The 14,844-nt window shown below is 59.0% G+C and carries 12 protein-coding genes; 6 read left to right on the top strand and 6 right to left on the bottom strand.

The window, feature by feature from the left end:
- The first annotated feature begins 4 nt into the window (after window positions 1–4).
- Complete coding sequence (locus PE061_RS18595) at window positions 5–1,150, top strand: NADH:flavin oxidoreductase/NADH oxidase (RefSeq protein WP_271256701.1); 1,146 nt, start codon at window positions 5–7, stop codon at window positions 1,148–1,150.
- A gap of 78 nt (window positions 1,151–1,228) precedes the next feature.
- On the opposite strand, the gene PE061_RS18590 is transcribed toward PE061_RS18595, so the two are convergent.
- The 3 genes from PE061_RS18590 to PE061_RS18580 all read right to left on the bottom strand — a co-directional run bounded on the left by PE061_RS18590 (window position 1,229) and on the right by PE061_RS18580 (window position 5,032).
- Complete coding sequence (locus tag PE061_RS18590) at window positions 1,229–1,678, bottom strand: hypothetical protein (RefSeq protein ID WP_271256700.1); 450 nt, start codon at window positions 1,676–1,678, stop codon at window positions 1,229–1,231.
- A gap of 59 nt (window positions 1,679–1,737) precedes the next feature.
- Window positions 1,738–3,027, bottom strand: coding sequence for an acetyl-CoA C-acetyltransferase (locus PE061_RS18585; protein ID WP_271256699.1), 1,290 nt, complete (start codon window positions 3,025–3,027; stop codon window positions 1,738–1,740).
- A gap of 70 nt (window positions 3,028–3,097) precedes the next feature.
- The gene (locus PE061_RS18580) at window positions 3,098–5,032 is read right to left on the bottom strand and encodes an enoyl-CoA hydratase-related protein (protein WP_271256698.1); all 1,935 of its coding nucleotides are present in this window, start codon (window positions 5,030–5,032) and stop codon (window positions 3,098–3,100) included.
- A 250-nt stretch (window positions 5,033–5,282) separates the two neighbouring features.
- Between PE061_RS18580 and PE061_RS18575 the strand changes: the two genes are divergently transcribed.
- The 4 genes from PE061_RS18575 to PE061_RS18560 are packed head-to-tail and all read left to right on the top strand — an operon-like array spanning window position 5,283 to window position 9,720.
- Entirely contained in the window at window positions 5,283–6,542 is a 1,260-nt protein-coding gene (locus PE061_RS18575; protein ID WP_271256697.1) for a CaiB/BaiF CoA transferase family protein, read from the top strand.
- A 45-nt stretch (window positions 6,543–6,587) separates the two neighbouring features.
- Window positions 6,588–7,784: an acyl-CoA dehydrogenase family protein gene (locus PE061_RS18570; protein WP_271256696.1), complete on the top strand. Its 1,197-nt coding sequence runs from the start codon at window positions 6,588–6,590 to the stop codon at window positions 7,782–7,784.
- Between the two features lie 11 nt (window positions 7,785–7,795).
- On the top strand, window positions 7,796–8,932 hold the full coding sequence (locus tag PE061_RS18565) for an acyl-CoA dehydrogenase family protein (RefSeq protein ID WP_271256695.1): 1,137 nt from the start codon (window positions 7,796–7,798) through the stop codon (window positions 8,930–8,932).
- Between the two features lie 5 nt (window positions 8,933–8,937).
- Window positions 8,938–9,720 carry a TetR/AcrR family transcriptional regulator gene (locus tag PE061_RS18560; RefSeq protein WP_271256694.1) on the top strand — a complete coding sequence of 261 codons (783 nt, stop codon included), beginning with the start codon at window positions 8,938–8,940 and terminating at the stop codon, window positions 9,718–9,720.
- Here the strand turns inward: PE061_RS18560 and PE061_RS18555 are convergent.
- A complete protein-coding gene (locus tag PE061_RS18555; RefSeq protein ID WP_271256693.1) occupies window positions 9,667–10,449 on the bottom strand; it encodes an SDR family NAD(P)-dependent oxidoreductase in 783 nt (260 codons plus the stop codon). The genes PE061_RS18560 and PE061_RS18555 overlap by 54 nt on opposite strands.
- A gap of 198 nt (window positions 10,450–10,647) precedes the next feature.
- Here PE061_RS18555 and PE061_RS18550 point away from each other — a divergent pair, with 198 nt between their 5' ends.
- A complete protein-coding gene (locus tag PE061_RS18550; protein WP_271256692.1) occupies window positions 10,648–11,175 on the top strand; it encodes a cupin domain-containing protein in 528 nt (175 codons plus the stop codon).
- Between the two features lie 8 nt (window positions 11,176–11,183).
- On the opposite strand, the gene PE061_RS18545 is transcribed toward PE061_RS18550, so the two are convergent.
- Window positions 11,184–12,719 carry an acyl-CoA synthetase gene (locus PE061_RS18545; protein WP_271256691.1) on the bottom strand — a complete coding sequence of 512 codons (1,536 nt, stop codon included), beginning with the start codon at window positions 12,717–12,719 and terminating at the stop codon, window positions 11,184–11,186.
- Window positions 12,720–12,809: 90 nt separating this feature from the next.
- Entirely contained in the window at window positions 12,810–14,663 is a 1,854-nt protein-coding gene (locus PE061_RS18540) for a PQQ-binding-like beta-propeller repeat protein (protein WP_271256690.1), read from the bottom strand.
- Window positions 14,664–14,844 lie beyond the last annotated feature (181 nt).

Raw genomic sequence — 14,844 nt, 5'->3', positions numbered from 1 at the left:
AACCATGACCAAAACCAAGCTCTTTTCCGAACTTCGGCTGCGCGATGTGGTTCTGAAAAACCGGATCGTCGCATCGCCGATGTGGCAGTATAAGGGCTTGGACGGACATCCCACCGACTGGCATCTGATGAACCTTGGCCGCCTTGCGGACGGCGGATCCGGTCTGGTTTTCCAGGAAGGGACCACCGTAAGCCGCAGCGGGCGTGGCACGGTTGGAGATCTTGGCATCTGGGATGATGAAATGATCCCCGAATATGCCCGCATCACCGCTCTGGTCCGTGCAAACGGCGCCGTGCCTGGCATTCAGTTGATGCATGCAGGTCGGAAGGGACGGGTCATGTCGGCATCCGACGGCGGGGGAAGCATAACGGCGGACCATGGCATCGCCGGCTGGGATGAGTGGGACGTCGTAGCGCCGAGTGCTGTCGCGCATGCCGGCCTCCCTGTCCCCCGGGCACTTTCTAGGTCCGAAATCCTCTCGCTTGTCGACGAGTGGATCGCCGCTGCTCGGCGTGCCGACGCGGCTGGCTACGACGTGCTCGATATCCACGGGGCGCATGGATATCTGATCCACCAATTTCTCTCCGAAGCTTCAAATATTCGTACCGACGACTATGGCGGAAGCCCTGAGAACCGCGCGCGCTTTCTGGTTGAGATCATCGAGGGTGTCCGGTCGGCGTGGCCCGCTTCCAAACCGCTCTTGCTTCGCCTGTCCGTTGTCGATGGCGCGGGCTGGGAAATTGAGGACAGCATCAAATTGGTCTCCCGCCTGGCGCCCTTGGGTGTGGACCTCATCGACTGTTCGGCTGGTGGGATGGTGGGACCCAGCTTGGCCGCATCGATCTATGGCTATCAGGTGCATCTTGCGGAGGCGATCCGCCGTGCGACGAGGATGGCGACCTCCGCCGTTGGCCTGATCGTGCATGCGCAGCAAGCCGAGGATATTCTTCAACGCGGGCGAGCCGATCTTGTCTTTCTCGCGCGCGAACTGATGTACAATCCCAACTGGCCCATCGATGCCGCGCAGAAACTTGGGGATGAAAAGGGGTTTTCGGTTGCGAACCATCGGACCGGCTATTTTCTTGGCCGGCGCGCGACCGTGATGCCTGACTTATGTTCATCCACCTTTTACCGAGCGACCGAAGTCTAGGGTGGTATCGCTTCTAAAAAGACAGGAAGCGACATGTCAGCTTGACCCACGCGTCGCTGTGCACCGAAGATCGGTCGCCTAAAGGATGAGGCGAAAGGCATTCACATTCAGATAGGGCTCGATGCGGTCGATCAGACCGTCCTTCATAAAAAACAGTTCGACAAAGCCCGTTTCCATCGAGCGGAGGGATTCTGTTCCGCGAACAGAAATGTTTCCGAGGAACAGGATCACGTCTCCAGCATCCTTCAATTCCGCGTTCCGAACGCTGAACTCGAAAAGAGAGGCGGTGGCTTTCAAGTCTATCTCGATCGCGTCAGGCCCGCGCAGTGAGCCGTCGATATCGTCGCCTACTCCTTTGACGATACCATGCTCAGGATGAAATAGCGGATTCCTGATAACAAATTCGGAGGTGAGCAGCGCGGTGATACGGGAGAAATCGATGTCGCTGCTTGCAATGACCTTGTGATCGGTGGATTCCCCTACGAGGTCGAGAAACCGGTGGACCGTTTCTAAATTCCGAGATGACATAAATCTCTCCCGCCGTTGAATTTCCTAACTATGCGAAGCCCTTTTGTGACGGGACGGATTTATCCGGCCATCCCGTCCGTCCGCCGGTCAGGCACGTTTAATCGTTCGATCACTATTGCAGGTGCCATGCCGCCGGCCGCGCACATGGTGACAAGGCCATAGCGTCCCCCGGTCCGTTCGAGTTCGTCGAGCGCCATGCCGATCAATATCGAGCCCGTGGCCCCGATCGGATGACCAAGCGCTATCGCTCCCCCATTTATATTGACCTTCGCACGGTCCAGGCCCAAGTCGCGGATGCATTTCTCGACCACGGCGGCGAACGCCTCATTGATTTCCCACACATCAATATCCTTGATGCTGAGCCCGGCACGGGCCAAGACCTTACGGATCGCAGGCACGGGCGCATTGAGCATGAGCGTGGGGTCGTCTCCGACATTCGCCGTTGCCACGATGCGAGCCCGCGCCTTCAGCCTGCGATGCCGGACATATCGTTCGGATGCGATAAGTAGGGCTGCGGCACCATCCACCACCCCGGACGAGTTGCCGGCGTGGTGAACATGCTCGATTTTCAAGCCGGGGTATTTCCGACGAATCATGTCACCAAAACTATGTCCTCCCGCATCGGGGGCGATATTCGCCATGTGTTCGAAGGCCGGCTTCAATCCGGCGAGGCCGTCCGCGGTCGTTTCGACGCGCGGATATTCGTCTACGGCCAGAGCCATCCCGCCAGCTTCGTCGAAGACAGGCACGATACTGCGGTCGAAGCGTCCCGCCGATATTGCCGCGCAAGCGCGCCTTTGGCTCTCGAGCGCCAGAGCGTCGAGCGCCTCGCGCCCAATGCCTTCTAGCGTCGCGATGGCATCGGCGCAGACGCCTTGATGCGGTTGGGGATAATTCTCCGCGAGGCGGGCGTTGTGCGCACCCATCCTCATCGGTACCAGTCCAGCCGCCGTGTCTTCCTGCATGATCGTCGCGGTAAGCGACATCATCTCCGTTCCGCCCGCGACCAGCAGATCTTCCATGCCAGACATTATTTGCGCGGAGGCAAAGCTCACAGCGGTTATGCCGCCTCCGCAAAAGCGATCCAACGTAGTGCCGCTGGCCTTGATGTCATAACCTGCATCGAGTGCGGCCATGCGTGCAAGATTTCCGCCCTGTTTGCCGCGCTGCATGCTGGTCGACCAGATGACGTCATCTACCTCCGCAGTATCGAGCGCGTTACGCCGGGCCAGAGCGGCAAGAACCGTTACAGCCAGATGCTGTGGATGGAGGTGAGCCAACGCACCTTTCCCAACCTTGCCTATGCCTCGCGGTGTGCGCACTGCGTCGATGATATATGCATCTGCCACCAGACTTACCTATCTCTCCAAAATGCATGGCGAGGAGTCATCGTGTCAGCTTCCGGCAGATGACCAGCCGTCATCCACGCGTGAAGCTGGCGCCCAGCGCCACCTTTTCCTCAAGCAAGGCCGACGGCCTGAACGCCTCCCCGTGACGCGCTCGCAGTTCGTTCAATGTGGACAGAACCCTGGGCAATCCGATCTCGTCAGCCCAGAACATCGGGCCGCCGCGGTATACGGGCCAGCCATAGCCCAGAATCGCAACCACATCGATGTCCGAGGCGCGCGTCGCACCCTTTTCTTCGAGCAGCTTCGCGCCTTCATTTACGACCGGCAACAGCAGACGCTCGAGCAGTTCCTCATCATCCACCGGAGCTTGCCGCGTGCGATCCGTTGCGGTACTGTACTGATCAAAGTCGCCGAAGGCAGTGCCTGAAATCTGCTGAATATGGTCTGCCGGAAAGCCGTAATCGTACAGCAACGCTTCGAGCAGCCCGGGCGGTGAGCCTTCCGCGATGGCTGCGCGCGCCTGGGTGGCCATAGCAGACATGATGCGGTTGGCTATGAAGCCTCGGCGCGGGCCAGTGAGCACCGCCACTCGCCCGATTCTGCGTACGAAATGCATCGCGGATGCAATTGCCTCAGGTGACGTCACCGCGCAGCGCGCGGCTTCCACGAGGCGCGGCGCATCCGCCGACGCGCAGAAGTGCATTCCGACCACCCGTTCCGGACGGCTACAGGACACGGCCATACCCTCCACATCAATGGTGTTGCCGCTAGTCGCCAGGATGGTGTCCGTCCGCACGATCGCATCGAGTCTGCGGATTATCCGTTGCTTCTCTGCCGGATCCTCGTCGAACTCCACGATCAGGTCTGAAGCGGACAGCAGCGCTGGATCATCGGCAAGAGCGATACGATCCTGCAGGCGGGCCACTTCCTCCGCCGTCATGCGCCCATCGTGGACGGCAGCCGCATAGGCGTCGGCAATAGATCGCCGCGCCCGACCGCCTGCTGCGGTGTCTATGTCGATCACCGTAACGGCTAGGCCGGCATCCGCTGCGGCCATGGCAATGTCGATGCCCATTGCCGTGCCACCAACGATACCAACCGATGTGATAGGCACAGGCCCCGATACTTTCTGGTTACCAGCAATCTTCGCGGCCTCGCGTTCAGCAAAGAAATAATAGCGTTGTGCGGCAGATTCACGAGATGCACGTAGTTCCTGGAACAACGCACGTTCGCGCAAGAGCCCATCGTCGAACGGCACGCGGACTGAGGCCCCTATGGCTTGCACTATATGTCCAGGCGCTTTGAAACCCCGCATGGATGCGGCATTGGCCGCGCGAAAGGTATCGAAAAGGTCGGCCGGAAAGGAATCGGGCGCAATCTTCTCGTTGCGATCCCTGATCCGGCGCAAAGGAACCCCTTCGGCTAAGATGGCTCGCGCATAAGCGATGGCATCCTCGCGTAGCTGTCCTTCGCGCGCAATCGCGTCGATCATTCCGAGTTGCAACGCTTGTACCGCCGGAACCTGATCTCCCTTGACGATCAGGTCGAGTGCCATCGCGGGACCGACGAGCCTAGGCAATCTTTGTGTACCGCCAGCCCCCGGAAGCAGGCCGAGTTTAACCTCCGGCAGCCCCACTTTTGCAGATGGCGCCGCAATTCGATAGTGGCAGGTGAGAGCCAGTTCATAGCCGCCTCCGAGGGCGGTGCCGTGCATGGCGGCGATCAGCGGCTTCGGGCAATTCTCGATCTTCTCGAGTACAGCAGGAAGAAGCGGAACTTGCGGCGCTTTTCCGAACTCTGAAATGTCTGCACCAGCGAAGAAGGTGCGCCCGCCGCACAAAAGGATGATCGCATCGACCGAGGTGTCCTGCACCATCTCACGGATGCCTTCATCGAGAGCGCGCCGGACAGCGACTCCCAATGCGTTCACCGGCGGGCTGTCTATCGTAAGGACGCCGACGCCGTCTTCAACGGCAATGCTACTTATTTCACCCTTGTTCGACATTTCGTCGTGACTTGGTCCTGATATCGCTGACGAATACACTCGCTCCAAGCGAGCGTCAGACTGACATAGCTTGCATCCCCGGCCCTGCCGACACCGCGCGCCAAATGTTCATATACGTGATGGATTCGAGCGTCGCTTGTCTGCGCCCTGCCATGCGCACATGTTCTTATAATTGGAGCGGGTGAAGGATTTTCATGATGGCCGGTAAATCACAGCTCAGCCACCTCGAAAGCTAGGGCAGTATTATTCCGTGACTAGACCGTCTTCAGCCAAGCGAGATTCTGCGCGTGATGCCATCCCATCAGGTGTTGCGGGTGCCCTTCAGGGTGTTCGGGTTCTTGATCTGACAAGCGTGATCATGGGGCCCTACGCTACCCAGATTCTTGCGGACAACGGTGCTGATGTGATCTTTGTCGAACATCCGTTCGGCAAGGGTACGCGCGAGCTGGGGGCTGCCGACTACTCGGAATTTTCCGGCATTTCGCTCAACCTTCTGCGCAACAAGAGGAGCCTGTGCATCGATCTCAAACGGCCAGAAGGGCGTGGTGCGCTTCTGCGCCTCGCCGCGGGCTGTGATGCGATCGTAACCAATCTCCGGCCCGCTCCGCTAGCGAGACTAGGTCTCGACTACGGGGATTTCGTGGCGGTGAATCCGGAAATCATATTCTGCCAGGCGGTCGGGTTCCCCAGCGACACGGATCGGGCGGATGATCCGGCCTACGACGACATTATCCAGTCGGAGTGCGGACTAGCCGAGGCTTATCAGCGTGTCACCGGTTCTCCTCAACTCTGTCCAACAATCGTCGCAGACAAGGTCTGCGGTCTGTTCATTGCCAATGCGATCACAACCGCGCTGCACTTCAAGCAGAGGACAGGGCGGGGGCAACGCGTCGAAATTCCGATGATCGACGTGATGCGCGCTTTTATGATGGTGGAGCATGGCGCCGGTGGCGTAGCAGATCCGGAGCGTGGCGACGCCGGATATATGCGCGTTCTGAACACGGAGCGGGGTCCGCAGAGGACCAGCGATGGCTGGATCATGATCCTGCCTTATGGTCCGGACGCTTATGACGCGATTTTTGAGATCGGCGGGCGTGCCGACATGGTGCGCAATGAGCGCACCCGCGGGCGGGGACCAATGATCCACGCAGAATATCTCTATGCGCAGTTGCGACCCATCATCGCGAAGCGAACCACTGCGGAATGGCTCGCATTCTGCCGTCGAAAAAATATCCCCGTCGGTACGGTCGAACGACTGAACGATGTCGTACATCAATATCCCGTGGTCGAGCATCCGGTATTCGGGGCTTATCGCACGGTGCCTCCGCCGGTGCGCTATTCGGCCAGCCCGGCGGCAGTCCGCCAGCCCGCGCCGATGCTGGGCCAGGATACCGACGAGCTCCTCCGCGAGGCTGGTCTCGAGGATGCTGCTCTCGAGGCTTTGGAAAGCTCGGGCGTGATCCGCCGCCGGCGCTTCGAAAGAAAGGTTTCGGTCCGGCATGAGGGATGAAAACCGCCCCGATTGGTTCGTCGCCAGACATTGCGGCCCGGCGCTATGACGACGCAGGAATCCTCGAACGTAACGAGCAGTCTCGACAGCTTTCGCAGTGATGTGCGCAGGTGGCTTCGCGAGAATTTTCCAGCCTGCCTGGCTGGACTGGACGCCCTTTACGATCCGAAGGAGGCGACGGCACTTCACAATTCCGCCGAATATCGGCGATGGACCAATCTGATAAGGGACAAAGGCTGGGGCGCCCCTGGGTGGCCTGTCGCCTATGGTGGCGGCGGGCTCGACGCCGAACAGGTCGAGGTCCTGGATCAGGAACTGGCGCAAGTAGGGGGAGTCAACCCAATCGCTGGGTTGGGCAAAATGATGCTCGGGCCAACCTTGCTCGAGTTTGGCACTGAAGAGCAGAAACGGCGCCATCTGCCGCCGATGGCGCGGGGTGAGGTTCGTTGGTGTCAGGGCTTTTCGGAACCAGGTTCTGGCTCTGATCTAGCCTCACTTCAAACGCGTTGTGAGGACCGGGGCGAGCATTGGCTCGTTAACGGTCAGAAGATATGGACGTCATTCGCGAGCGTATCTGACTGGTGCTTCTGCCTCGTAAGGACCGATACGAGCAGCAAGCAAGGCGGCATTACGTTTCTTCTGATTGACATGCGTACGCCGGGTATCGAGGTTCGACCGATCGAGCTGATCAACGGTGCGACCCATTTTTGCGAGGTCTTTCTCAATGATGTCCAAGTGCCGAAGGCGGAGACCCTGGGACCTGTGAATGATGGCTGGACGGTAGCCAAACGCTTGATGCAGCATGAACGCAATGGACTTTCTGAAAATAGACGGGCCAAATTGGATATCCTGCCTCTCGCGCTGGAATATGTTGGCCTCGACGACCAGGGCAGGTTGGCAGACCCGGATCTGCGCTTGCGGCTTGTCGACCACATGGTGACCAGTACCGCGTTTGAAGCCACGATGCGGCGCCAGGCCGACGCCAGAGAGCGCGGCCTCAGGGATGCGATTGCTGTGTCTGCATTGAAGAATGTCGGCGCTCTGGTTGCGCAGGAACGCTATGACCTAGCGGTGGAGATATTGGGGAATCATTCGCTCGGCTGGGTTGCCCAAGGCGATGCTATCCAAGAAGAACATATCGTCCGCGATTGGCTCTTCAGCCGCGCCTTCTCGATCTACGGCGGCGCTCATGAAATCCAGAACAACATTACGGCGAAGCACGTGCTGCAACTGCCGTCCTAACGAGAATGACAATGGCTGAGGTCACCGATGAAGAGCGGGAAATGCTCGTCGATTCTGCCCGTGCCTGGGTACGTCAGCGAGCGCCAGTAAAACTGGTCCGAGACGCTCGAACCGACCACGCGGCAAAAGGCTATGATCCTGCGATTTTCAAAGAAATTTCCGAGATGGGCTGGACCGGCATGATCGTTCCAGAAGCATTTGGCGGTCACGACATGGGCCTCGAATGCATGGGTCTGCTTGTCGAGGAACTCGGCCGAAATCTGACACCTTCGCCCTTGGTCGCCAGTGCTGTCGCTGCCGTTTCGGCGTTGGTTCTGGGCGGGACCGATCAACAGAAACGACGGTGGTTGCCCCCATTGGCAGCTGGCGAGCTGGTTGGCACATTAGCCATAGAACACGGCCGTGGCTTCGATCTCAACCATCCTGCGGTAAGTGCCATCCGGGTCGACGGTCAGTGGGTGCTCAAGGGTTGCAGCCAGCCGGTGGAAGCGGGGATGGCCGCGGACCTGATCGTTGTGCTAGCGCGAAGCGGGACCGAATCGAGCGGTGGAAGCGTCCTGGCTTTTCTTTGCCCATCGAACACCCCGGGGGTGGGGCGGATACCGCTCGATGGGATCGATGCTCGCGGCCGGGCGGCCGTAGTCTTCGATAACGTCCAGCTGTCCGACGATAATGTTTTGGGCTCGGTCGGCAGCGGCTCCACTCTGGCCGGCGAAATTCTTGACCGGACTGCCGCGATCGCCGCCGCCGAAATGCTGGGTGGCGCGCTACAGGCGTTCGAGACCACAATGGACTATCTTCGGACGCGCGTTCAATTCGGCAAGCCCATCGGCTCATTTCAGGCCTTGCAGCATCGAGCGGCGGATATGTTGGGCGAAATTGGACTGGCGCGCGCGGCCGTCTATGAAGCGCTTCGCGCGCTGGACAGCGGTGACGATCATGCTGCGTTGCTGGCTTCCGTAGCGAAGATCGTCGCAGGTAAGGTGTTTCACAAGGTTGCTCGGGAGATGATACAGATGCATGGTGGCATAGGCATGACCGAGGAGCATGACGCAGGGCTATATTTCAAGCGCGCCCATACAGCCGACATATTTTGTGGTAACATCGCCTTTCATAGGGAACGGGTAGCGAGATTGATAGGGATCTAGGTGCGGTGAGGGTTGAAGGCGAAGGGCAGCCGCAGGCTGAGGGCCAAGGCGAAGAGAAGGCATTCCCCCGGAGTGGCGGCTATGCCAGCCCAACGATCATCGAGCGGCGACATCGGATTCTTTCAACGGCCAGGAAGCTGATAACCGCCAAGGGTATCGCAGATCTGAGCATGAGTGAGATCGCCGAACAGGCGCAGGTCGCGAAACGAACCCTCTACAATATCTTCAAGGGCCGTGACCTGTTGATCGCCGCCGCCATACAGCAATATTTCGAGGACTATGAGGTCCAGATAAAATATCGGACGGCACCTGCGTCAGCTGAGCGCATGGCCGAACATTTGGGAATCGTCGCCCGCCGCAATCTGACCATGCGCGATTATACACGCGCGCTGCTCAGCATGTACTTCTCGGCTGACGCTGAAACAGGCGTGCGAAACGCGATTTTCGAAATCGCCGCACACTCGCACCGACCCTGGATCGAGAAGCTTCATCAGGAAAACAGGCTGCACTACTGGATAGACCCCGAAGTCCTGGTTGAGGATCTGGTGCGCTACCGTTACTCGGTCGGCCTCGATTGGGCGCAGGGCAGGATAGTAGACGACAAGTTCGCGCCCATTATTATCACCGGCGTGCTGACCATGGTTGCCGGGGCCAGCAGGCCGTCTGCTCGGCGAGAAATCGAGGCCATATTGCGTGCCAAGCCGTGGTCAAACCAGTCCGCCCGGTCTAGCAGTTCAGCGGAAAAGCCAGCCACCGTCTATGCTGATGCACTGGCCGTTGATCCATGATCCTTCGTCGGAAAGCAGAAACGCGACCATGGAGGCGATATCCTCGGGTTTGCCGTCGCGGTGCGAATGAGCCACGTTCGTGCGGATATGATCGTACCATTCCTTGCCATTCGCGCCCATGAGATCGACGACGGCGAGAGCGCCTTCGGTCGGGATAGCGCCAGGTGCGATGCCATTGCAGCGGATACCTGCTCTGCCATAGGCACTCGCGACATGTCGCGTAAGCGCGTTGAGTCCGGCCTTCGATGAGGAATAGGCTGGGATGCTCCCTTCCCCGGAGAAGGCGGCTGCCGAACTGGTGTTCACGATAGCCCCTCCACCTTGTTTGAGCATATGCGGTATGCACTGCCGCATCGTGAGGAAAAGACCGGTCAGGTTCACGCGCAGCATACGCTCCCAGAGCGCGAGGTCGATGTCGAGGATATTGGTGTCACGAGCGGTGAGCGCGACATCGGCAACATTATAGTGCAGGCCGTCAAGGCGGCCATGATGGTCAAGGGCAAAGGTAACAAGGTCGGTCACCGACTGCTCGTCGGTGACGTCAAAGCGGAAGGCGAGGGCTGATCCGCCATACGCAGCGATTGCGCTTGAGGTCGCTTGAGCGCCTTCGCCATTGATATCGGCGACGATAACCTTTGCCCCGCAAGCAGCGAGCTTGTGTGCTGATGCCGCCCCAATTCCCGAAGCAGCGCCCGCAACAATCGCAATTTTGTCCTTCAGACCCTGCATTCATCCCTCCGCTTACATCAGCCGCCGGTCCATCGCGGCGATAGTATAGCAATCGATACAAGAGATAAGCGCGGCAGCCCGGTATTATATATATGATGTTTTTTTTATACGCCGTGCTCGCTTTGCCATCGAGAGCTATATTATCCCAATAATCGTAGCATTGCGGATGGTGCCGGCGGGCAGATTGGGAGAAAACGGATGGCTAAGCAAGTGGTGATCGGCGAAGACGCGACTGGCCGTACGAACACCCGGATTAGCGAGATCGAGCTCAAGCCGCTGGGTGGTGGGTTTCGCTATTCGCAGTTGTGGGGGAGCGATGAGATTCCTAGCTTTCCTAATGATGGAACGCCGCCGGTTTATGGGCCGCTCTATCCGGGGCCGAACGGCTACCGGTTCATGCTGATGTCGCTTCTGCCCGCCCAATCACTATCCCCGGACGATTCTGGGCCGGTGGAAATCGATGAAGGGATGCAGAAGCTATTGGAGGATGCCGGCATCTCCAGCGCAGCCGCTGGTGACGCGCCCGGTATGCACCGGACCGACACCGTCGACCTTGGAATGGTGGTCTCGGGCACGCTGATCCTTGAACTGGATAGTGGTGAGATGATCGAGCTGCACGCAGGCGATAGTTTCATTCAGAACGGTGCGAACCATAATTGGCATAATCCGGGCAGTACGCCCGCGACCCTGATCGTGGCACTGATCGGTGGGCACCCCCGCGATTAGGGGCCCGCCTATACGATCTTCGCTTCGGCTTTTCCCCAATAAGCGTCCCGTATCAGGCGCTTGTAGAGCTTGCCTGTCGCGTGCCGTGGCAGTTCGTCCATGAAGTCCACCCGGCGAGGGACTTTCACATGGCTCAGATGCGCTCTGGAGAATTCGATAATCTCCTGTCCCAGTTCGGGACCTGGGGTAAACCCAGGCATGGGCTGGACCACCGCCACGACCTGCTCCCCCATTTCCTCATGCGGTGCGCCGACGACTGCGACATCGGCGATCTTGGGATGGCCGATCAGTAGATTTTCAACCTCTTGCGGGTAGATGTTAACCCCACCCGAAATGATCATGAAACTCTTGCGGTCTGTGAGATAGAGATAGCCTTCCTCGTCCATCCAGCCGACGTCGCCTAGAGTGGACCAGCCGTGTTGATTATGAACTTCAGCCGTCTTGGCTTCGTCATTGTGATAGGCGACCCAGGTTCCGCCTTCGAAATAGACCGACCCCTCCGTACGGGCCGGCAGCGGCTCTCCCTCATCATCACAGATGTGAAGGATTCCAACCACCGCCCTGCCGACTGATCCCTTATGCGTCAGCCATTCCTGCGACGTGATGTGGCACATGCCGACCGGCTCGGTTCCGGAGTAGAACTCATGAATAACCGGCCCCCACCACGCGATCATCGCCTCCTTCACGGGCACAGGGCATGGTGCCGACGCGTGAATGACGGATTTGAGCAAGGAAGGGTCAAATCTCTTGCGCACTGCATCGGGCAGCCTGAGCATCCTTATGAAATGAGTGGGTACGAACTGGGCGCAGGTCACACCATATTTCTCGATCAGCGTGAGTACGGCTTCAGGGTCGAATTTTTCCATCAACACGACTGTGCCGCCGAGGCGCTGGACGGTCATCGAGAAGCGGAGCGGTGCAGAGTGATACAACGGTGCCGGACACAGGTAGATGCAGCCGGGTTCGAAGCCGAACAACTCGCGGCAGACCACTTCCATCCGTATTTCGCTGTCGAACGCGCTGCCACTGATAGGCAGCTTGACCCCCTTGGGGCGCCCACTGGTGCCCGAAGTATACAGCATGTCCGATCCAGCGGCCTGGTCGCTGATGGGTGTAACGGGGAAATGCGCCCGCTCGCCTTCGTAACTGTGAAATGGATCGCGCGCTTCTGCGGACATGAAAAGAGACAGTCGGTCCATCCGGGCGCCCAGTTCATCTGCACTCTCGATGTCGGGAGAAACGATCAATGCCTGCGCACCGCAATCGTTGAGAATATATTCGACCTCCGGTGCGGTAAGCTTGGTGGGGATGCATGTGAAATAGAGGCCAGCGCGTTGGGCTGCCCACGCAACTTCTAGAAAGCGGGGGCCATTTTCCATCAGGATGGCGACAACGTCCCCAACCTTGAGTCCAAGCGAACGAAATAGATGGGCGCCTTGGTTGGAACGATGTTCCAGCTCCAGATAGGTAGTTGTCTCTCCAGTGCCAGCCATGATCAGTGCGGGCCGGTCGGGCGTGGTGGTAACGTGGCTTGCGGGATGCATAGGATGACCCTGATTTGGTGAGGGGCGGCTTTGGTTGTGTCTCGATGTATTGGGGCGTCAACGTCGTGAAGACGAATTGCCCGGTACGTCCTACTTCAGTTTTGATACGAAGACAGCGAGATCATCTACGTCACTCGCTGTCAGCGTGTCCGGATACAAGTGCGGCATGCCAGGGGGCGGTGTTCGGATTATCTGCGCGATCTCTTCCACAGTCTTGGGCGGGGCAATGTTCCTCAAGGCCGGACCGATGCCCCCTTCGCCGGCCGCGCCATGACATTGCGCGCACGTCTGGGCGAAGAGTGGAGCTATCGACGGGGATGGCTGGGTCTGCGCTGCTGCTGCAGGCATCGGCGCCGCACCCAGGGTCGTTGTGAAACCATCGCCCAACGCATAGACAATGACCGTCGGCAACCCTGTGGTGCCCAGCGACGAGCGCGAGACGTTGCCTGACGTGACCGCAACATATTGCTTGCCGGCCGCGCTATAGCTGATGATCCCTCCAGCCATCGCCCCACCGGTCTCGATTGTTCGCAATACACGGCCGGTCGCAGTCTGCAGGATATACAGTGTGCCCGTCAAATCGCCGGCGAAGGTCAGGCCGGAGGCGGTCGTGATGATGCCGGAGACGATCGGCGATTTCGTATTCAGCTGCCAGCGGACGCGCCCGCCGCTGGCGTCCATCGCGGTAATATGGCCAATCGGCGTGCCGATGAATTTCAGATCGCCCGAAAGAAAGAACTCGCCCCTCTTATAAGGTTGGCGGGTGAGCGCAATCGTAGAGCAATAGTCCACCGATCCGGTGATCATGAGATTTGCTGTTGGATCGAGAGCGGGTCCGTTCCACTGCATCCCGCCCAGTGCGCCGGGACAGATCTCCACCGGCTTTTCAGACAGGCGGGCACCGCGGTTGCGGATCGTCGTCACAGCCTGCTTGAAGGCTAGCTTGTGCGTGGCTCGATCAATGACGTACAGATAGCCATTCTTCGATCCGACCGCGACTAGAGACCGTCCGTTTCGGCTCGTGTAGAGCATCGGCGGTGTTGTGAAGCCATAATCATAGGCGTCATTCGGAATACCCTGATAGTGCCATTTGTATTTTCCGGTACGCGCATCGAGAGCGACAATCGAGCCGGTGTAGAGATTGTCACCCTTGCGGCGTTCCGCATCAAAGTCAGGCGCGGGGTTGGCGACTGGCACAAACACTTCCGATGCATCGGGGTCTAGCGCATAGGAAGACCAGCTACCGCCGCCGCCGGTTTCATAGGAAGTGCCTTTCCACGTTTCCACACCCGGCTCACCTGCCTGGGGGATAAGGTTGAACGACCAGAGCTGCTTGCCGGTCATCGCATCGACGGCGAACATCTTTCCACGGATACCCCATTCGCTGCCCGCCAGACTTGTGAAGACGATCCCGTTCCATGCGATAGGCGCCGCCGCTACCCATGCACCCGACGTAGGGTCGGCCATTGCCGTGCGCCAGAGCTCGCGCCCGGTTGCGGCGTCGTAGGCGACGAGGCGCGCATCGCCCGTGCCGCGAAACAGGCGCCCGTTCCACACTGCAACCCCTCGGTTCGTGTTCCAGGTTTCCTTTTCGTCGGGTACGTACACAGATTTCCACAATACCGAACAGTCGGTAGGATCGAGCGCGATCGTCTCTCTTATCGTCGTGACAAACAGCCGGCCATCGACGAGGACGGGACCAGCATGGAACACACCCACGCCTCCGACGCGCACGCGGCACACCTCCGCCAGTGAAGCAACGTTGTCCGGATTGATCTGGTTTAGATCAACATGGCGTTGGCCCGCATAGGAGCCGTTATATCCCGGCCAGCTAGATATTTCTGACTCCGCTTCCAACTTGTCGCGGGTAGGCAGCGGAGTGGCCCAGCCGGCCGCGCTGACAGCGAGTGACAATACCAACAGGCGGCCGATCCTCATCGTCATCCCCTCTCCTAACCCGCAAGCCCTCGGCCGCATCCGTATCGTGGCGAAAGCCGCAGCTTAATGGGCCGTTCCACTGGCTGTCATCCTTGTCGGGCTTAAATCACATCCATGATCAGCTTGGTCGACATATTGACGTATCAAAGCAAATCTATCGATAGTGCCAGTAACACGGATCAGAACA

The sequence above is a fragment of the Sphingosinicella microcystinivorans genome (assembly GCF_027941835.1).
GTDB lineage: Bacteria > Pseudomonadota > Alphaproteobacteria > Sphingomonadales > Sphingomonadaceae > Sphingosinicella.
Note: the sequence above shows the minus strand (reverse complement) of the source record. Positions and strands in the feature narration are given on the sequence as shown.